The organism is Azospirillum lipoferum 4B (assembly GCF_000283655.1).
GTDB lineage: Bacteria > Pseudomonadota > Alphaproteobacteria > Azospirillales > Azospirillaceae > Azospirillum > Azospirillum lipoferum_C.
The window spans coordinates 567630-586487 of sequence record NC_016623.1; the positions used below are offsets into that span (position 1 = coordinate 567630).

Sequence of the window (18858 nt, forward strand, 5' to 3'; positions counted from 1 at the left end):
GTCAACGCTCCTGCTCGATACGGTTCCAGGCGAGCCATCCGCCGAGCGCCACGCCCGCGAACAGCAGCGCCGCCGTCCAGAAAATCCCGCCGCCCGCCCGTTCGTCGAGCCAGCGCCCGGCGAACAGGCCGGCCAGCGTCGGCATGATCACCAGCCAGCCCAGCGCCCCGATCAGGGCGAGGTTGCGGCCCATCGGCCGTTCGCCCTCGCGGGCCCAGCGCTCCCGCCTTTCGCGATGGCGGCGGACGCTGCCGGGAAGCGGATCCTTGTCGTCGGTCATGGCGCCTCCTCCCCGCCGTCGGGAGTGGGGGCGAAGGGGGTATTGGGGCGGCGGCCGGGGCGCAGATAGGCCTGGATATGGCGGATCGCGGCGAGATGCATGCGGCGGGCGCCGCTGCGCGCCTCCCCCTCCTCCTCGCGGTCGCGGCGGAAGCGGGCGAGCACGTCGCGTTCCAGGGCGTGGAGGTCGCCGCCGACCACCGCCTCGCGCGTCGCCACGGCGATCCGGGCGCCGTCGCGGACGGTCAGCACCCCGCCGCGTACGGCGCAATGCCCCTCGCGGCCGTCGGCGGTGCGCCAGCTGATGACGGAGATCGCCAGGGCGGTCAGCAGGTCGGCATGGCCGGGCCAGATGCCGAAGGCGCCGCTGGCATCCTCCGCCCGGAGGTGACGGAGGCCGGTGAGCTGCGCGGCGACGGAGGTGGGGGTGGTGACGATGAGGGAGAGGTTGCTCATTCCACCCTCCCGGCGCGGTCGCGGTCGCGCACCTGATCCAGGGTGCCGGTCATGAAGAAGGCGCTTTCGGCCCAGTCGTCGCCCTCGCCGTCCAGGATGGCGCGGCAGCCCTTCAGGGTCTCCTCCAGCGGCACGCTGACGCCGCCATGGCCGGTGAAGGCCTCCGTCACCAGGAAGGGCTGGGTCAGGAAACGCTGCAGGCGGCGGGCGCGGCCCACGGCCAGACGGTCGGCGGCGCTCAGCTCCTCCATGCCCAGCAACGCGATGACGTCCTGCAGTTCGCGGTAATGGGCGATGGTCTTGCGCACATCCTCCGCCAGCCGGTAATGCGCCTCCCCCACCACCAGAGGGTCGAGCAGGCTGGAGGTGGAGCTCAGCGGATCCACCGCCGGATAGAGCCCCTCCGCCGCCATGGCGCGCGACAGCACGATGGAGCTGTCGAGATGGCTGAACAGCTCCGCCACCGCGGGATCGGTGAAGTCGTCGGCCGGGACATAGACCGCCTGGATCGCCGTCACCACCGCGCCGGGGGTGGATGCCACCCGTTCCTCAAGCTCGGCGATCTCGCTGGCCAGCGTGGGCTGGTAGCCGACGCGCGACGGCAGGCGGCCCAGCAGCCCCGACACCTCGGCACCGGCCTGGACGAAGCGGAAGACGTTGTCCATCAGCAGAAGCACGTCGCGATGTTCCTCGTCGCGGAAATGCTCGGCGATGGTGAGCGCGGTCAGGCCGACGCGCCAGCGGGCGCCCGGCGGCTCGTTCATCTGGCCGAAGACGAGCGCGGTGCGGCCGAGCACGCCGGAGCGCTTCATCTCCTCCCACAGCTCCTGCCCCTCGCGGGAGCGCTCGCCGATGCCGGCGAAGACGGAGATGCCGGTGTGGCGCTCCACCATCTTGCGGATCAGCTCCATCACCAGCACGGTCTTGCCGACCCCGGCGCCGCCGAACATCGCCGCCTTGCCGCCGCGGGCCAGCGGGGCCAGCAGGTCTATCACCTTGATGCCGGTCTCCATCAGGTCGCGGCGCGGGCTGCGCCGGGCCAGCGGCGGCGGAGGGCGGTGGATCGGCGCGCGCGGGGTGTCGGGCGGCAGCTCCGGCCCGTCGTCGCGCGCCAGCCCCATGACGTCGATCAGCCGGCCCAGCACCGCCTCGCCCACCGGGGCGGTCAGCGGACCGCCGGTTGAGCGGGCCGGCGCGCCCCGCCGCAGGCCGGAGGTGCCCTGCAGCGCGATGGCGCGGACGGTTGCGGCGTCGAGATGGCTCTGCACCTCCGCCACCAGCCGCTCGGGACCGTCCCACAGGATCTCCACCGCGTCGAACAGCGGCGGCAGTGCCGTTTCGGGAAAGCGGATGTCGATGACGGAACCGCGGACCGCGACGACCCGGCCCGGCGCCGAGTCGGAATCCGGGGCGGCAGGTGGATCGGCAGGCGGTCGCGCGGAGGTTTGAACGGACATGGTCACTCCGGCCGATTGGGCGGGACGGGAACCGTGCAGGATGGTGGCGGTAAGGGCAGTGCCGCGGCAGGGCTACATTATCGAAGCCCCACCCGGCCTTCCCCCGGCGGGCGGGGGAAGGGGCGCCTGGATGCTCCCGTGGATTTCTCCCGTGGGGCGGCGCCGTGGGGGGTGGAGGGCAACGCGTCAACCAGATCGACCACCGGATCCCAGCATAGCCCCCTTCGTTGCGTTGCGGCATTGCGTCAAATCAAACCCTGCCCCTATGGAATCGCCCGGGCTGGCTCCTGTCCCGCCGGGAGTTCATCCGGGAGGCCATCGGCCTGGATCGTGATGGCGACGCGGCGGTTGCGCGCCATCGAGACCGGGTCGGTGCCGGTGGAGAGCGGCCGGGTGTCGGCGAAGCCCACCGCCGAGAGCCGGTCCGGCGCCAGTCCCAGCTCGATCAGCCGCCGCACCACGCTGGCCGCCCGTCCGCCCGACAGCTCCCAGTTGGAGGGGAAGCGGCGGTTGCCGATCGGCGTGGAGTCGCTGTGCCCCTCGACCACGATGTCGCCGCGGGTGGCCGCCAGCGTCGGGGCCAGCCGGCGCAGCAGGCCGTCGCCGCCCGGCGTCAGCTCCGCCTGTCCGGGAGCGAAGAGGATGCCTTCGCCGATGACGATGCCGACCCGGTTCTGCCGCACGTCGACCGCCACGCTGCGCGGCACGCCCAGACCCGCCAGGGTCTCGCGCCAGCGCTCCGCCACCCGGTCGGGCGCCGTCACCGCCACCTCGCCGTCGTCCAGGCGCGGCCGCGGATCGGCCGGCACGGCATCGGCTGCCGGCGCAGGCTCGGCTTGCGGCGCCGGTTCGTCGAAGAGCGGCGGGATCGGCAGGGGGGCGGGAAGCGTGACCGGCTGCGACAATGCCGGAGTTTCCGGTTGCGGCGTGGTCGGCAGCTGGTCCTTCAGGCTGGTGATCGCCAGCAGCATGACGAACACCGACAGCAGCAGCGTGACCAGATCGGAGTAGCTGAGCAGCCAGATCTCCTGATCCTCCTCCGCGCCGGCCTGCGGCAGGACGTTGCCCGTCGCGATTCCGGCCGCCCAGGTCGGGGAGGCGAGATCCTCCGCGTCGTCCGGCGCGAGACCGCCGTTCGCGGGCCTGTCGTCACGAGGTGCCATGGAGTTCGTCCCCGCGCTCGCGCACGAACTCGGCCAGCGCGTCGGCGATCACCGTCGGCGAGCGGCCGAGCCGCACCAGGATGATGCCCTCCAGCAGCACGTTCAGCATCGCCACCCGCCGGGCGGTGCGCTGTTCCAGCTTGATGGCGATCGGCTTGAAGACGAGGTTGGCCAGCACGACGCCATAGAGCGTCGCAACCAGCGCCACCGACATGTGCTCTCCCACCTGGGCGATGGTGGCGGTTCCCAGCTGCGCCATCATGCCGATCAGCCCGACCAGCGTCGCCAGAAGCCCGAAGGCGGGCGCCAGCCCGGCCAGCGTGCGGAACAGGCGGGACTGCACCGATTCCCGCTCGATCAGCTTCTGGATGCGCCAGTTCATCACATGCAGGATGTCGTTGACCGGCGTGCCGTCGGCGATCAGCTGCAGCCCCAGCCGCAGGAACGGGCTGCCGGCTCTGGTCCCCTGCTCCTCCGCCCGCTGGATCTGGCCGCGCTGGTAGAGCCGGGCGAAGGTCACCAGCTCCGCGATGTCGGTGGCGATGGACTCGTCGTCGCGGAAGATGGTGCGGAGGGCGGCGAGGGCGGCGCGCAGCTCGCTCGCCCGGAAGGCCATCAGGGCGGAAACGGCGATGCCGCCGGCGATGATGACCGCGCCGGTCGGGTTCCACAGAGCCTCCATCCCATGGCCGAGGCCGATGTAGGAGAGGAGGCCGACCGCACCCAGAAGGCCGACGGCCGTGGCGTTCAGCAGGCGGGTGGGACGGGAGGACGCCGCAGAGGGGGCGGGCTTGGTGGGCGCTTGGCCGGGCGTTTGGATGGACATCCGACGCCTTCGTCGTTCATTGGTATTTTATTTATTAGGAACCCGTAATGACCGGCTGTCAATCCGGGGGGCGGCGGGTGCGGAGGGTGAGGTCGGCAAGGCCAGGAAGCCCTTCTCGGGATGAGGGGGGCGGGCGGCTGAAAGCCGATGGAAATTGAAAGGCTTGCGTCCCCTCACCCCAACCCCTCTCCCGCAAGGGGAGAGGGGCTTTCAGGACGATCGGCTCATTGGAAGTGTCGACGTCCTGCGGCGGTCAGCCGCGCCCGAACAGGCGGCCGAGCAGGCCGGGGGGTGGGGGCCGGGTGGGGTCTGCCGTTTCGGATGGGGCAGGCTCCTCCGGTTCCTCCGCCACGGGGCGCGGCACGCTTTCGCTCGGGTGCCAGGGTGCGACAGAGGCGGCATCCGCCGCGCGGCCCTGGAACAGGGCGACCCCGGCTGCATGGCCGGTTTCCAGCGCCGCCGGCTCGTCGCAGCGCCAGAGGACCAGCCGCCCGGCGCCGAAACGCTCTACGGCGGCGGTCAGCAGATCAGCGGCGCCGGAGGCTCCGCGAATCCACTGTGTCTTGATGAAAGCCGGTTCCAGTCCGCCGAGGTCCAGCCCGGCCAGCGCCGCCAGCGGCACATGGTCCAACGCCACCGCGAAGCCGGCGTCGGCCAACCGTCCGGCCGCCGCGACCACCCGCGCCGGGGCCAGCGAGAGTTCCCAGCAGGGAAGCTCGGCGGTGATCCGCGTGCGCATCTCAGTCGGAATGGCGCGTGCCAATTCGTCGAAGCCGTCGTCCAGCGCGGTGGCGGTGTGCAGGTCGATGGCGAAGGGGCGGGGATCGCGGCTGCGGTCGCGGGCGATATGGCGCAACAGCCCGCGGTCGAGCCGCACCGCCACCTCGTGGCGCAGCCAGGAATCGCGGCGCAGCGACAGGGAAAGCCGCGATTCCAGCTCCTCCAGCGATATGGCCAGTTCGGTGGTGACCACCGCGGGGTGGGCCTCCGCGAAGGACCAGACCGGCTGTTCGCGGACGATGCTGTCGATGTCGGCGCCGTGCAGGACCCGCTCCACCTCCAGCAGATGGGCAAGCGCCGCGGTCGGCGCGTGTTGGGCCGCTTCGCGCAGGGCTGCGGTGGCGTCGTCGGGAAACAGGTCGGCGAACAGGCGCTCGCCTTCCGTCGCCATGTCGTAGCGGTCGGTGTGGAGCGTGCCGAAGCCGTGCGACAACAGGGTGTGCGCCAGCGCTCTGGCCCCGGCGTCGAACAGCGGGGCGGCCTCGGCCGGGGCAAGGATCAGCAGGCGGGGGCCGGCGAGCCGGAACACCTCGCGCGGCTGGCTGCCCAGCCAGCTTTCCAGATAATGGTCGAGTGTCATGGCGAAACGCGGATCGCCGCCATGTTCGATCCCGCGGAGATCGGCCAGCAGCGCCGCCAGCGGTTCCGGCGCCGCCCGCAGGGCCTGCAGGCGTGCCAGAAGCGTATGAGCTGCCGCGTCCGCCATCGCCCCATGCTCCCGACCGTTCATGGCGGAAGTGTCGCGCCGGGCGGTGCCGGTCGCAAGGGGCGATGACGCCGCGGGACAGATACGATCAGCCCATGATCTCGAACTTGATGCCCTGGGCGAGCGGCAGAGCGGAGGAGTAGTTCACCGTCGCCGTCTGGCGGCGCATGTAGGCCTTCCAGGCGTCGGAGCCGGATTCGCGGCCGCCGCCGGTCTCCTTCTCGCCGCCGAAGGCGCCGCCGATCTCCGCACCGCTGGGACCGATGTTGACGTTGGCGATGCCGCAGTCGGACCCGGCGGCCGACAGGAAGCGCTCCGTCTCACGGACGTCGGTGGAGAAGATGCAGGAGGACAGGCCCTGCGGCACCGCGTTCTGCAGCGCGATGGCTTCCTCCAGCGTGTCGTAGGCCAGGACATAGAGGATCGGCGCGAAGGTCTCGTGCCGCACCACCTCGGTCTGGGCCGGCATCTCGACGATGGCCGGGGTGACATAATAGGCGTCGGGGAAGCGGTCGGTCAGCGTGCGCTCGCCGCCGGTCACCGTGCCGCCCTCGGCCTTCGCCGACTCCAGCGCGCGCTGCATCGCCTTGAAGGCGTCGGCATCGACCAGCGGACCCATCAGCACGCCGGACTCCAGTGGGCTGCCGATCGACACGGAAGCATAGGCGGCCTTCAGGCGCGGCAGCAGCTGGTCCTTGACCGAGCGGTGGACGATCAGCCGGCGCAGCGTGGTGCAGCGCTGGCCGCAGGTGCCGACGGCGGAGAACAGGATGGCGCGGAGCGCCATGTCGAGGTCGGCCGACGGCGCCACGATCATGGCGTTGTTGCCGCCCAGTTCCAGGATCGAGCGGCCGAAACGCTCGGCCACCACCTTGGCGACCTCGCGGCCCATGCGGGTCGAGCCGGTGGCCGAGACGATGGGGAAGCCCGGATGGGCGACCAGCGCCTCGCCGATCTCACGGCCGCCCTGGACGACCTGGGACAGGTTGGCCGGCGCATCGCCGAAGCGGGCGACGGCGCGGTCGAAGATCACCTGGCAGGCAGCGGCGGTCAGCGGGGTCTTCTCCGACGGCTTCCAGACGACCGGGTCGCCGCAGACCAGCGCCAGCGCCGCGTTCCACGACCACACCGCCACCGGGAAGTTGAAGGCGGAGATGACGAGGCAGGGACCGGCCGGGTGCCAGGTCTCGCGCATGGAGTGGCCCGGACGCTCCGACGCGATGGTCAGGCCGTAGAGCTGGCGCGACAGGCCGACGGCGAAGTCGCAGATGTCGATCATCTCCTGCACTTCGCCCAGGCCTTCCTGGTAGATCTTGCCGGCTTCCAGCGAAACCAGACGGCCGAGATCCTCCTTGGCGGCGCGCAGCTCCTCGCCCAGCAGGCGGACCAGCTCGCCGCGGCGCGGCGCCGGCACCGAGCGCCACGCCTCGAAGGCGCGGGCGGCGTTGGCGACGATGTCCGACACCTGCGACGGCGCGGTCTCCGCCACCGTGGCGAGCGTGGCGCCGTCGACCGGCGACCGGGCGGTGAGCCCGGCTCCGCTGGAGGTCAGGCCGAAACGGGAGAGGATGTCGCTGTGCTGCACCGGGGTGGCTCCTTGGGTCTGTAGAATTCTCCCTCTCCCCCCCGGGGAGAGGGGATAAAGCGGGGCATCGGTTACTTCCCCTTCCCCGCCGCACGGATTTCGGACAGCGTCCGGCTGGGGGTCAGGGCTTCGGGGTCGAGCTTGATGTGGATGATCGCCGGCAGGCCGGACGCGCGGGCGCGTTCGAAGGCCGGGGCGAACTGGTCGGTGGTCTCCACCGTCTCGCCATGGCCGCCATAGGCGCGGGCGAAGGCGGCGAAATCCGGGTTCTTCAGCTGCGTGCCGGACACGCGGCCGGGATACTCGCGCTCCTGATGCATGCGGATGGTGCCGTACATGCCGTTGTCGACCAGCAGCACGATGACGGCGGCGCCTTCCTGCACGGCGGTGCCGAACTCCAGCCCCGTCATCTGGAAACAGCCGTCGCCGGCGAAGCACAGCACGTCGCGGGTGCGGTGCTGCAGCTTGGCGGCGATGGCGGCGGGCAGGCCGTAGCCCATCGAGCCGCAGACCGGCGCCACCTGGGTGCCGAAGCGGCGGAAGCGGTGGAAGCGGTGGATCCAGGTGGCGTAGTTGCCGGCACCGTTGGTGAAGACGGCGTCAGGCTCCAGCCGCTCGTCCAGCCAGGCCATGATGCGGCCCATCTGCACGTCGCCGGGGATGGTCTCGGGCGGGGTGCTCCAGGCCTCGTAGGCGGCATGGGCGGCTTCGGCACGGGCGGCCCAGCCGGGCTTCGCCGTCACGGGCATGCCGGCCGTCGCGTCGAGGAAGGCGGCCGGCGTGGCGACCATGCCGAGGGTCGGGCGATAGACGCGGCCGATCTCCTCCGCGCCGGGGTGGATGTGGACCACCGCCTTGCCCCCAATCTTCTGGGGATCGGGGATGCCCAGCAGGTCGTAAGCTTGCGACGGCACCTCGGAGAAGCGGTCGCCCAGCAGGATCAGCAGGTCGCTGTCCTTGACCAGCGCCGTCAGCTTCGGGTTGATGCCCAGCCCGATGTCGCCGGCATAGAGGGGGTGGCAATGGTCGAACAGCATCTGGCGGCGGAAGGTGACCGCCACCGGCAGCGACAGCCTTTCCGCGAAGACTTGCAGCGCCGCAACCGACTCCTCGGTCCAGCGGGAGCCGCCGACGACCAGAAGCGGCTTTTCCGCCTTGCCCAGCAGGTCGCCGAAGGCCGCCAGCTGGGCCGGGGTGGGGGCGCTGTCGACCGGCTCCGCCCGCGGGGCTGCCGCGACGTCGGCGGTTTCGGTCAGCGTGTCTTCCGGCAGGGCCAGTACCACCGGGCCGGGCCGGCCGGACATCGCGGTGTGGAAGGCGCGGGAGATCATCTCCGGCACGCGGTCGGCGCTGTCGATCTCGGCGACCCATTTGCACATGCCGCCGAACAGCTTGCCGTAATCGACCTCCTGGAAGGCGTCGCGGCCGCGCATGCCGCGCTCGATCTGGCCGACCAGCACGACCAGCGGGGTTTCGTCCTGCTGGGCGACATGGATGCCGGAGGCGGCGTTGGTGGCGCCGGGGCCGCGGGTGACGAGGCAGACGCCGGGACGGCCGGTCAGCTTCGCCTGCGCCTCCGCCATCATCGCAGCACCGCCCTCATGGCGGGCGACGACCATTTCGATGGGGCTGTCGTGCAGGGCGTCCAGCACGGCGAGATAGCTCTCGCCCGGCACGCCGAACACCCGCCGCACGCCCTGCGCCTCCAGCGCTTCGACGATCAACTGACCACCGGTCTTCATCGCGATGCCGCCCCGCCTGCCTGTGGGAATAATCCGGATCTCCAGGATACCGACCGTGCCGTGCCGCGCGCCAGGGTGCAAACGACATTCTTTCCACAGGTCATGAGCTTTGGTAATGAAGCGGTCATGGATCTGCAGCGCCGCCTTCTCCCCTCCATGAGCATGCTGACCGCCTTCGAGGCGGCGGCCCGCACCGGCAGCTTCACCGCGGCGGCGGCGGAGTTGTCGCTGACGCAAGGGGCGGTCAGCCGGCAGGTCAAGGCGCTGGAGGACCAGATCGGCACCCCGCTGTTCACCCGCAAGGGCCAGCGGGTGAGCCTGACCCCGACCGGCGCGCTCTATGCCGATCCCATCCGCGACGCGCTGCGCCAGATCGCGGCGGCCACCGTGCGGACCATCGCGGCGCCCAAGGGCGGCGTTCTGAACCTCGCCATCCTGCCGACCTTCGGCACGCGCTGGCTGGTGCCGCGGCTGCCGGCCTTCCAGGCGGCGCACCCGCAGGTGACCATCCACTTCACCACCAAGCTGGCGCCCTTCGATTTCCGCCTGCACGACCTGGACGCCGCGATCCATTACGGCTTCGGCGACTGGCCCGACGCCGTCTGCGACCATCTGCTGGACGAGGAGGTGCTGCCGGTCTGCTCTCCCGCCTTCCTGAAGGCACATCCGGTGGCGGAGCCGGCCGACCTGCCGTCGCTGCCGCTGCTGCACACCAGCACCCGCGCCGACGCCTGGAACGAGTGGCTGTCGGCCCAGGGACTCGCGCCCCGTCCCGGCGCCGGCATGGTGTTCGAACAGTTCGCCACGACCGCCCAGGCGGCGGAGGCCGGGCTTGGCGTGGCATTGCTGCCCACCCTGCTGGTCCGCGCCGAGCTTGAGGAGGGCACCCTTGTGCCGGCCATCGACCGGCCGCACCGCAGCGCGCGGGCCTATCACCTCGTCCACCCCCGCGGCAAGGCCAACCACCCGCCCTTCGCCGCCTTCCGGCAGTGGCTGCTGGCGGAGGCGCGCGGCTGTGCAGTATGATGCGAGCGCTCTTCCATGCATGGTTGGGCTGATTCTGTTTCGAGGATGATTGAATGGCTCCCCGCGTCTCGGTTCTGCTGCCGGCCTGGAACACGGCGGCGTATGTCGAGGAGGCCGTGGGGTCGATCCTGGCCCAGACCTACGGTGACTTCGAGCTTCTGGTGCTGGACGACGGATCGACCGATGGGACGGCAGACCGGGTGCTTGCCATGGGGGATTCGCGGCTGAAGGTCTTCCGCAACCCGGTGCAGCTCGGCCTGTCGGGCATCCTCAATGTCGGGCTGGCGCTGGCGGAGGGGGAATATGTCGCGCGCATGGACAGCGACGACATCGCGGCACCCGACCGCCTCGCCCTGCAGGTGGCTCTGCTGGACAGCCGGCCCGAGGTGACGGTCTGCGGCGCCGATCTGGAGATGTTCGGCGACGCCACCGGGGCGAGTGACGCCGCGGTTGCCGATTGTGACATCAAGGCGCTGTTCCTGGAGGCGGCGCGGAATGTCTTCGACGCCACCTCGCTGTTCCGCCGCGACTTCGTCATGAAGCATCGGATCCGCTGGAATCAGGCCTATGTGTCGGGCGGCGATCTCGCCTTCTGGATCGATTTCATGCGCGCCGGCGCCGTCTTCACCAATGTGAAGAAGCCCCTGCTGCGCTACCGCCGCCACCCGACCGCCTTGTCCAGGAACGTCACCGGAACGGCCTCTGCGGTCTATCGCATCCGCAAGGGGCTGATCGCCGATTTCTATCCCCACCTGACCCAGCTGGAGGTGACGGCGCTGGCAAACCTGTTCGCCGGCAGCCCGCCGGGGGGCGGCAGCTTCAGCTTTTCCTCCTTGTGCGAAGCCGTGGCCGCCGCAACCAAGGCGAAGCGGTGGACCGAGCCGGTCTTCGGCGAATCGCGGTCGGTGCTCGACCAGATCGTCAACAACCGGGTGCTGCGCTTCCAACAGGCGATCCTGCGGCAGGGGTGAGTCAAGGTCACCCCGCCGCCACCAGCTCCGCCGTCCCCTCGCCGTCGCGCCGCACCGTCAGCCTGCGGTCGTGGAAGGCGGCGAGGCTGGGGCGGTGGCCGATGCTGACCAGGGCGGTGCCGGGCAGGCGCTCGCGCAGCAGGCGGTAGAGCCGTTCCTCCGTCTCCGGGTCGCAGGCCGAGGTCGCCTCGTCCAGATAGAGCCAGCCGGGCTTGTGCAGCAGGGCGCGGGCGACGGCGATGCGCTGCTGCTCGCCGCCGGACAGGCGTTGCGACCAGTGGTCCTCCTCCGCCAGCCGGTCGGCGAAAGCGGCCATGCCGACGGCGTCCAGGGCCTCGCGCACCGTCTCGGTCCCGAAGGCGTCGGGGGCGGCCGGGTAGGTGACGGCGGCGCGCAGGGTCCCGATAGGCAGATAGGGCCGCTGCGGCAGGATCATGCTGCCGGTGGCGGTGGCGGTGGCGGTGGCGGTGCCGCCGGCCGGCAGCGCGATGCGGCCTTGCCCGAAGGGCCAGATGCCGGCGATGGCGCGCAGGATCGTGCTCTTGCCCGAGCCGGAAGGGCCGGAGATCAGCAGCGTCTCGCCCGGCCGGACCGTCAGGTCGGCGCGCAGCAGCGGCGTGCCTCCGGTCGGCAGGGTCAGGGCCAGCCCGTCAAGCGTAAGGGCATGGTCGGCGCCAACGGTGCGCTCCACCCCGGCATGGTCGCGGCTGGCTGCCCGGACGGCCTCCACCGCATGGTGAAATCCGGTCAGGCGGGTGGTGGTGGCGTGCCAGTCGGCGAGATTCACATAGGCGTCGATGAACCAGGACAGCGACCCCTGCACCTGTCCGAAGGCCTGCGATGTCTGCATCAGCGAACCCAGCGGCAGGGCGCCGCTGAAATAGCGCGGTGCGGCGACCAGCAGCGGGAAGATGACGGCGATCTGCCCATAGGCGGAGGTGAACCAGACCAGCCGCTTCTGCGTGCGCATCAGCGCCCACCAGTTGGCGACCACGCGGGCGAAGCGCTCGTTGAAGCCGCGGGTTTCCTGCGCCTCTCCCTGCTGCAGGGCGACGCTTTCGGCATTCTCGCGCAGGCGGACCATGGCAAAGCGGAAGTCGGCCTCGTAGCGTTGCTGTTCGAAGCTGAGCCGGGCGAGCGGCTTGCCGATCCGGTGGGTGATCCAGGTGCCGGCGACGGCATAGACGAGCGCCACCCACACCATGTAGCCGGGCAGGTCGATGCCCAGCCACGGAATGGCGACCGAGCCCGACAGACTCCACAGGATGGCGAGGAAGGAGAGCAGCGACACCAGATTGGTCAGGAAGCCCAGCGACAGGCTCAGCGTCAGCTGCACGAAGCCGCGCAGATCCTCGGCGATGCGCTGGTCGGGGTTGTCGGTGCCGGTGTGGGCGAATTGCAGGCGGTAATAGGTCTGGTTCTCCAGCCAGTCGCCGAGATAGCGTTCGGTCAGCCAGCGGCGCCAGCGGATCTGCAGCATCTGGTTCAGGTACAGGCGGTAGACCGCCACCGCGATGAAGACCAGCGCCAGCCCGCCGAAGACCAGAAGGGAGTGGATGAAGGCGCCCTGGTCCTTCTCCTGCAGCGCGTTGAAGATGTCGGCGTTGATCTGGGTGAACCAGACTTCCATGAACACCGCGCCCAGATTGAGGACGACGATTGCCGCCAGCAGTCCGCGTGCCGCCCATTTCTCGTCCGAGGACCAGTATGGTCTGGTCAGGCGCCAGACGTCGGACAGGAAGTGACGGGCGGCGGACAGGCGTCCGGTGGGAGCAGGCGGAGAATATGCACGCGCGGACATCGGCCGGGCACTCGCAAGCGGTCAGCACATGGGATGCCGATTACCATCCTTTGCCGCAGCGGAGGCATGAATTCGCTGTCACTTGCCGCCAGCGGATCGGCCGAGGCCGCCACGAGGTGCGGCGGCATGGTGTTGGAGGGGGGCGCTGGAGGGGGCGCTGGACGGCAAGGTCGGCGGCGCCGCGCCCCGAGGCAGCCGGATCCTACGGTCCCGTCCGCTCCAGGAAATACTCCATCTCCTGGATGATGCCGCTCTGGGCGGCCCACAGGGCGGCCTGGGTGCGGTTGCGGACGTTGATGGTCTGCATGATGTGGCGCACATGCAGCTTGACCAGATCCTCGGTCATCAGCATCTCGCGCGCGATCTCCTTGTTGCTGCATCCGTCCATGATCAGCTTCAGGATGCGTGCATGGCGCGGATAGAGGCCGGGATAGCCCAGAAGCTCGGATTCATGCTGGGCCGCCGACCCGTCTTCGCCGTTGCGGCGGAGGGCCGTGGGTGAGAAATAGTCGAAGCATTCCTCAGGCACCACCGGTTCGCCGGCATGGATCAGGCGCAGGGCCAGGACGAAGGCGGTCGGCGCCATCCGGTTCAGCAGATAGCCGCGCACGCCGAAACGCAGCGCCATCCGCATGTGATGGGCCGAGAATTCGTCCGCGATCATCGCCAGCCTGGCATTTTCGCCGTACCAGCTGCGGAAGTTCCAGGCGTCGGTCTTCAGCGATGCGAGATCGAACAGCACGATGTCCGCCGTCCGTTCGCCGGCCCGTTCGGTGCCGCCGTTGCCGGCCGGCGGTTCCAGCGTGACCACCGCCCCGCCGGCGGAAATGCCGGCGGCATAACGGTCGCCCGCCCCGTTCGCCCGCCCGTTCCATGCCGTCTTCGGGGAAAGCCCCGTGGCAAGCCGGCTTTGCGGATCGATGACCTCGAAGCAATCATCCAGGATGTTCAGGATGGACTCACGCAGCAATCGGCTTTGATTGTGGACTATCACACGAATGCGGTCGGGCATGTCCGTCTCCCCCAGGAATGGACGATATGGCAGGCGACATCGTCGCGCGGCTGGACCGCAGGGCCTCCTCCCCCGGACGCTGTACGGTAGGGCGGCAAGGGCGACGTGGCGATGATGGCTGCCGGTTTCTTCCGTCCGGCGATGTGCCTTCGGCTCCCCGTTCGAGCCTTCGCGTTGCTCCGTCGACTGCCGCCGCGCTGAACCGGCGCGATGTGCGAATTCGATGGACGATGCACGTTGTATCGATGGGTGCGTGTTCGTCCGATCGAATTTAGATCGAACTATGATCCGGCACTCACGGCATTGTCTGCATCACTTTTGGAAAGCTTCCAGGGTCAGAGGGAGAGAGTGTCATGCCGGCAGGAGAAGCCCGGCCCTGAAAGGCGAACAGTAACTGGGCTATTTTGCACCGGATATGGGAAGTGATAGCCCAGTCAACCCGCGCGGGCCTCCAGTGGATGACGTCTTGTGGAGAGGGGGCGTAGATGAATCGGCCGAAAGAATGCGCCTGTACTGCAAGAAAAACGGTTTAAAAAAACAATTTCAATTAGAAGCAGCAACTTCGAAGGCCGTTCCATTGGCGCCCGCCCGCAAAGATAATATAGACTCTTAAACAGCTGCGACCAGCCGGACAATTCGGCGGCCGAAAAAGGCGGGGACGAAGCCCCGCCGAAGCGGGCCCCCGTCCCCATCCCGAACCGTCCGGTTCCGTCTTAAGCCGCTGCCTTAAGCCGCCCCCTTACGCTGCCATGTCCTGGGTGATGGCGTAGACCCCGGTATCCCAGCGGTCGATGGCGGTGTCGAAGCTGCCCATGCCGTTCACCACGTCGAAGCTCTGGGTGGTGTTGTGGATCAGATCCTGGACCGTGTAATGGCCGTTGGCCAGCTGCAGCTCCACATGGGTCGCCACCGACTTGCGCGCCGCGGTGTCGTTGAAGTCGACCCGGTCGGACGCGACCACGATCAGCCGGTCCTTCTGGTCGTAGAAGCCGTAGCCGGTGATCTGGGCGTCCGGATCCGTGTCGGTGAAGGTCAGCGGGTGCTTGTAGGTCAGCGCCTCGTCGCCGATCAGCACCGGGGCCTTGGCCTTCAGCGCGGCGATCTCGGCATCGCTGAACAGGCTTTGCCCCTCGTAGGTCGCCTGCGGGATGATCCAGGCGCTGGGCGCGCTGGCCTTGGTCATCGCCGGCAGGGCGGCGTCGCTGACGTAATAGCCGAAGGTCACGCCGGCATCGTGCAGCTTGGTGATCGGCGTCAGCAGCTCGCCCAGATAGGCGTTGCCGATGGAGTTGCCGGCCGGCTCCAGCGCGTTCATCGCCTTTTCGGCATTGGCGCTGTAATAGAGCGCCGGGCCGAAGGGGCGGGTCGGCACGATGTCGCGCAGCATGTCCAGCCAGGGCTGCTTCACCTCGCCCCAGTCGTGATAGCTGCGCGACCACTGCTCCGCCGCGCGGCGCACGCCGCCCTGGTCGTCGGCGATCATCGTCCAGCCGCTCTGCAGCCAGGTCTGTTCCAGCCGGCCCCAGCCCAGCTCCTCGCGCGCCGTGCCGGAGACGCCGGTGTAGAGGCTGTCGACCGCACCCCAATAGTCCTTTTCCGACGAGGACATCATGTGGCCGAAATGGGCGTCCGGCGCGCGGGCGGCGTGGATGCCCAGCATCGCCTGCTCGTAGGAGGCCGGCGCCTGCTTGTGCTGCATCGTGAAGCGCTCGAGCGTCTGGACGTTGAACAGGATGTCGTCCTCGTTCATCTTCTCGGCGATCACCCGGGCGTCGACGCCGGCGAATTCGCGCATCGCCGCCGGGGTGAAGGACACCTGCGTGGTCAGCCAGGCCGGCTTGCCGGTGTGCTCGACGATGGACTCGTCCAGCGCCTTCCAGCTTTCGGCCCAGCCGTCGACGAAATAGTCCAGCCACTTGGTCGGATGGTTGGCGACGATGTAATCGGCCTGCTGCGCCAGGGTGGTGCCGGAGACCTTGATGCCGGTCTTGGCGCTGAATTCGGCGATCATCCGCGTGTTGAAGAAGTCCATCACGCCGGAATGCGGGCTGCCGTCGAAGAAATCGGCAAGCTCATAGCCGCGGGTGCCGGTCAGGGCGGACAGGCGGCCCAGCTTGTCGGCCATCCAGTCGCCGTAATGGGCGGTGCCGCCGGTCCAGCCGGCCGGCGCGTCCTTGGTGTCCAGCGGCATCAGCGGGCTGACATAGCCCCAGCCATAGGGATTGCCGCTGTCGGAATTGAGGATGTTGCCGTCGGCGTCGCGCCCCAGATACTGCTGGTGCGCCTTCACCCAGGAGACCCAGGCCTTGTGGCCGCCGAGATTGGCGAACTCGCCGCCGGTCTGCGAATACTCGAAGGTGTCCTCCCACAGCTGCAGGCCGATCAGCGGCATCACCCCGTCGGCCAGATGGCCGGCGGCGACATCGCGCGTCTCCTTCAGGTGGGTGGAGCTGGCATAGTCCGGCACCGATTCCCAGAACAGGTGCTGCGGCGCCAGCCCGCGGTCCGCACCCCAGGAGATGGCGGACACGTCGGACTTCAGCGGCGGACGGTCGCTGCTGACCCCGGCGCTGGCGGTGTGCTCGTTCTTCGGCAGCGTCGGGGAGGGGGCCGGCGCGGCGGGGGCGGTGGTCGAGCTGCCGCCCAGCATCGCCTTGGTGACGGGGACGTTCAGCGTGCCGTTCCACCACAGCCCCTGCTGGCCGGCGACGACGTCCCTGCCGTCCAGCGCGCCGCGGTCATAGGTGACGCCGGCGGCGGTGGAGGCGACGCTGTGGCCGTTCACCACGACGGAGCCGATAAAGAGGCTGCGGTCCTGGCCGTTGACGACGGCGTCGTTGTCGTACTGGACCTGGATCTTGTGCGCCAGCGCCGGGTCGAGGTCGACCGTGAACTTGTAGGCGGTCTGGGTGGTGGCGGACACCTTCGCCTCGCCCACCACCTTGCCGTCGGCCAGCAGCTTGAAGTGCGGCGGCACGCCGCCGGCGCTCTTGCCCCAGGCGTTGACGACGACGCTGAAGGACTTGGTGGCGGCCGGCTCGGCGGTGGCCGCGTCCGGCGCCGGGAACAGGGTCGCCGGCAGCGGGACGTTCAGCGCGCCGCCCCAATACATCGCTTCCTGGCCCTTCACCACGTCGCGACCGTCGATGGCACCCTTGTCGTAGGTCACCGACGGATCGGTCACGGCAATCGGGGTGCCGTTCACGGAGACGGCGCGGACGAACAGGTTGCGGTCGGCGCCGCCCGCCATCCCGTCATTGTCGTAGACGAGCTGCAAATTATGCGCGGTGTCGGCGGCGACCTTGGCGCTGATGGTGTAGCGCCCGGCGCTGCTGCCGTTCACCGTCGCCTGTCCGATGGTCGCGCCGTCCAGCTTCAGCGCCAGATGCGGCCAGACGCCGCCGGCTTCTTGCCCCCACGCGTCGATTGCGAAGGTGACATCGATGAGATTGGACCCGGTGATCGCCATCGGCACGACTCCCATTAACGAAAGATTAAGAACGTACAAGGTCGGGGTAATCAGATCGATTTGGCTACCCTTCCCGTTCGGGAGTCTTGACAGGTCATCGCCATCGTTTGGAGAGTCAAAGATGGGATATGTATTTGACTCATCTTTGACTCTTCCGTAAAAAACGATTTTGGTTGTGCGATTTCTTCAGCCGTTGAAAGCAATGGCGAAGCAACGACAGACTTAAGCCTGTTGAGCGGATTCGGTATCTTTCGTTTGTTTGGTGTGCGCGGCGTCTCCGTGGTCCACTCCGGCGTGAACCGCCGCCGATACCGTCGATACAGCCGAGCAGGGGAAGCGCGATGCGCATTGCCGTGGTGACGCAGAAGATCGTCCGCCATGACGGGCAGGGCCGGGTGAATGCCGTCGTGGTGGAGGAGTTGCTGCGCCGCGGGCACGAGGTGGTTGCCATCGCGACGGAGGTTGCCGACGAACTGGCGCGCCATCCCAGCCTGCGCTGGGTGCCGGTCAGCGGCGGCGGGGTGCCGACGCAACTGGCAAAAGATCAGCTGTTCGCCTGGCGGGCGAGCCGGGCGCTGGCGCGGGCAAGGCGGGCGGGGCTCGACCGGGTGGTGGTGAACGGCTTCGTCAGCTGGGCGCGGTCGGACGTCAACGCCGTGCATTTCGTCCATTCGGCCTGGATGCGCTCATCCACCCATCCCGTGCGCAAGGGTCTGTCGCCGCTGTCGCTCTACCGGGCGCTCTACACCCTGCTGAATGTCGGCTTCGAGCGCTGGAGCTTCCGCCGTGCCGGCCGGCTGGTGGCGGTGTCGCGCACGGTGGCGGAGGAGTTGCGACGGGACGGCATCGACCCGGCCCGGCTGGCGGTGATCGACAACGGTGTCGACGTGGCGGAATTCCGGCCCGGAACGCCCGACCCGACCGTGTTCGGCCTGCCGGCGTCCCGTCCGGTGGCGCTGTTCGTCGGCGACGCCCGCAGCGACCGCAAGAATCTGGACGGCGTTCTGCGCGCGCTGGCCGAAGTGCCGGACCTCTCGCTGGCGGTGGTGGGGGACGAACGCGGCGGTCCCTTCCCGGCGCTGGCGCGGTCACTGGGGGTGGAGGATCGCGTGCGCTTCCTCGGCCACCGGCGCGACGTGGCGGCGCTGATGCGGGCGGCCGACCTGTTCGTCTTCCCGACCCGTTACGAGCCATTCGGGCTGGTCCTGCTGGAGGCGGCGGCGAGCGGGCTGCCGGTCGTCACCACGCGGCTTGCCGGCGCCAGCTGGCTGCTGGAGGACGGGGCGGCCGTCGTGCTGGAAGACCCGGATGCGCATGACGCGCTGGTCGGGGCGATGCGCCGTTTGGCCGCCGACCCGGAGGAGCGCCGCCGCATGGGAGAGGCCGGCCGCCGCATCGCCGAACGCCACGACTGGCCGGTGACGGCGGGGCAGTATGTGGACCTTCTGGAAGCGATGGGGCCGCTCGCCAGCGGTGTGGAGATGGGCGGAGCGCTGGTCAGGTCGGCGTCGTGAGGGGCACGTCATCGCACTCGGAGACGAACGCCCTCTCCCGGGGCGGGAGAGGGTGATACATGCGATTGCCC

General features: G+C 69.4%; 14 protein-coding genes. 3 read left to right on the plus strand and 11 right to left on the minus strand.

What is annotated here, in order from left to right; translation table 11 throughout:
• Position 1 precedes the first annotated feature (1 nt).
• The 8 genes from AZOLI_RS23920 to AZOLI_RS23955 all read right to left on the minus strand — a co-directional run bounded on the left by AZOLI_RS23920 (position 2) and on the right by AZOLI_RS23955 (position 8994).
• Complete coding sequence (locus tag AZOLI_RS23920; protein ID WP_014249779.1) at positions 2–280, minus strand: AtpZ/AtpI family protein; 279 nt, start codon at positions 278–280, stop codon at positions 2–4.
• Positions 277–735, minus strand: a complete 459-nt coding sequence (locus tag AZOLI_RS23925) for a F0F1 ATP synthase subunit epsilon (protein WP_014249780.1) — start codon at positions 733–735, stop codon at positions 277–279. The genes AZOLI_RS23920 and AZOLI_RS23925 overlap by 4 nt, the downstream gene beginning before the upstream one ends.
• Entirely contained in the window at positions 732–2192 is a 1461-nt protein-coding gene (gene atpD, locus AZOLI_RS23930; protein WP_014249781.1) for a F0F1 ATP synthase subunit beta, read from the minus strand. The genes AZOLI_RS23925 and atpD overlap by 4 nt, the downstream gene beginning before the upstream one ends.
• Before the next feature lie 263 nt (positions 2193–2455).
• Positions 2456–3355, minus strand: a complete 900-nt coding sequence (locus AZOLI_RS23935; RefSeq protein ID WP_014249782.1) for an OmpA/MotB family protein — start codon at positions 3353–3355, stop codon at positions 2456–2458.
• Positions 3342–4181, minus strand: a complete 840-nt coding sequence (locus AZOLI_RS23940; protein ID WP_014249783.1) for a motility protein A — start codon at positions 4179–4181, stop codon at positions 3342–3344. Before AZOLI_RS23940 ends, AZOLI_RS23935 begins: the two co-directional genes overlap by 14 nt.
• A gap of 253 nt (positions 4182–4434) precedes the next feature.
• Positions 4435–5667 carry a hypothetical protein gene (locus tag AZOLI_RS23945; protein ID WP_044552904.1) on the minus strand — a complete coding sequence of 411 codons (1233 nt, stop codon included), beginning with the start codon at positions 5665–5667 and terminating at the stop codon, positions 4435–4437.
• 88 nt (positions 5668–5755) lie between these two features.
• Complete coding sequence (gene amaB / locus AZOLI_RS23950; RefSeq protein ID WP_014249785.1) at positions 5756–7252, minus strand: L-piperidine-6-carboxylate dehydrogenase; 1497 nt, start codon at positions 7250–7252, stop codon at positions 5756–5758.
• A gap of 71 nt (positions 7253–7323) precedes the next feature.
• On the minus strand, positions 7324–8994 hold the full coding sequence (locus AZOLI_RS23955) for a thiamine pyrophosphate-binding protein (RefSeq protein ID WP_014249786.1): 1671 nt from the start codon (positions 8992–8994) through the stop codon (positions 7324–7326).
• 126 nt (positions 8995–9120) lie between these two features.
• Between AZOLI_RS23955 and gcvA the strand changes: the two genes are divergently transcribed.
• Positions 9121–10020 carry a transcriptional regulator GcvA gene (gcvA, locus tag AZOLI_RS23960; RefSeq protein WP_014249787.1) on the plus strand — a complete coding sequence of 300 codons (900 nt, stop codon included), beginning with the start codon at positions 9121–9123 and terminating at the stop codon, positions 10018–10020.
• A gap of 53 nt (positions 10021–10073) precedes the next feature.
• Positions 10074–10991: a glycosyltransferase family 2 protein gene (locus AZOLI_RS30735; RefSeq protein ID WP_014249788.1), complete on the plus strand. Its 918-nt coding sequence runs from the start codon at positions 10074–10076 to the stop codon at positions 10989–10991.
• Between the two features lie 7 nt (positions 10992–10998).
• Here the strand turns inward: AZOLI_RS30735 and AZOLI_RS23970 are convergent, their stop codons facing one another.
• The 3 genes from AZOLI_RS23970 to AZOLI_RS23980 all read right to left on the minus strand — a co-directional run bounded on the left by AZOLI_RS23970 (position 10999) and on the right by AZOLI_RS23980 (position 17273).
• Entirely contained in the window at positions 10999–12792 is a 1794-nt protein-coding gene (locus AZOLI_RS23970; protein WP_014249789.1) for an ABC transporter ATP-binding protein/permease, read from the minus strand.
• A gap of 202 nt (positions 12793–12994) precedes the next feature.
• Positions 12995–13804 (minus strand): LuxR C-terminal-related transcriptional regulator, encoded by an 810-nt coding sequence (locus tag AZOLI_RS23975; protein ID WP_014249790.1) that lies wholly within the window; start codon positions 13802–13804, stop codon positions 12995–12997.
• A gap of 739 nt (positions 13805–14543) precedes the next feature.
• Entirely contained in the window at positions 14544–17273 is a 2730-nt protein-coding gene (locus tag AZOLI_RS23980) for a carbohydrate-binding domain-containing protein (protein ID WP_044552907.1), read from the minus strand.
• Between the two features lie 341 nt (positions 17274–17614).
• Between AZOLI_RS23980 and AZOLI_RS23985 the strand changes: the two genes are divergently transcribed.
• Positions 17615–18787, plus strand: a complete 1173-nt coding sequence (locus AZOLI_RS23985) for a glycosyltransferase family 4 protein (protein WP_014249793.1) — start codon at positions 17615–17617, stop codon at positions 18785–18787.
• Positions 18788–18858 lie beyond the last annotated feature (71 nt).

Bases quoted from the DNA above. Each gene is read 5' to 3' on its own strand.
- AZOLI_RS23955 (WP_014249786.1), bottom strand. From the start codon at position 8,994: ATGAAGACCGGTGGTCAGTTGATCGTCGAAGCGCTGGAGGCGCAGGGC.
- AZOLI_RS23940 (WP_014249783.1), bottom strand. From the start codon at position 4,181: ATGTCCATCCAAACGCCCGGCCAAGCGCCCACCAAGCCCGCCCCCTCT.
- AZOLI_RS23935 (WP_014249782.1), bottom strand. From the start codon at position 3,355: ATGGCACCTCGTGACGACAGGCCCGCGAACGGCGGTCTCGCGCCGGAC.
- AZOLI_RS23920 (WP_014249779.1), bottom strand. From the start codon at position 280: ATGACCGACGACAAGGATCCGCTTCCCGGCAGCGTCCGCCGCCATCGC.
- AZOLI_RS23970 (WP_014249789.1), bottom strand. From the start codon at position 12,792: ATGTCCGCGCGTGCATATTCTCCGCCTGCTCCCACCGGACGCCTGTCC.
- AZOLI_RS23925 (WP_014249780.1), bottom strand. From the start codon at position 735: ATGAGCAACCTCTCCCTCATCGTCACCACCCCCACCTCCGTCGCCGCG.
- AZOLI_RS23945 (WP_044552904.1), bottom strand. From the start codon at position 5,667: ATGGCGGACGCGGCAGCTCATACGCTTCTGGCACGCCTGCAGGCCCTG.
- AZOLI_RS23975 (WP_014249790.1), bottom strand. From the start codon at position 13,804: ATGCCCGACCGCATTCGTGTGATAGTCCACAATCAAAGCCGATTGCTG.
- AZOLI_RS30735 (WP_014249788.1), top strand. From the start codon at position 10,074: ATGGCTCCCCGCGTCTCGGTTCTGCTGCCGGCCTGGAACACGGCGGCG.
- atpD (WP_014249781.1), bottom strand. From the start codon at position 2,192: ATGTCCGTTCAAACCTCCGCGCGACCGCCTGCCGATCCACCTGCCGCC.
- AZOLI_RS23980 (WP_044552907.1), bottom strand. From the start codon at position 17,273: ATGGCGATCACCGGGTCCAATCTCATCGATGTCACCTTCGCAATCGAC.
- AZOLI_RS23985 (WP_014249793.1), top strand. From the start codon at position 17,615: ATGCGCATTGCCGTGGTGACGCAGAAGATCGTCCGCCATGACGGGCAG.
- gcvA (WP_014249787.1), top strand. From the start codon at position 9,121: ATGGATCTGCAGCGCCGCCTTCTCCCCTCCATGAGCATGCTGACCGCC.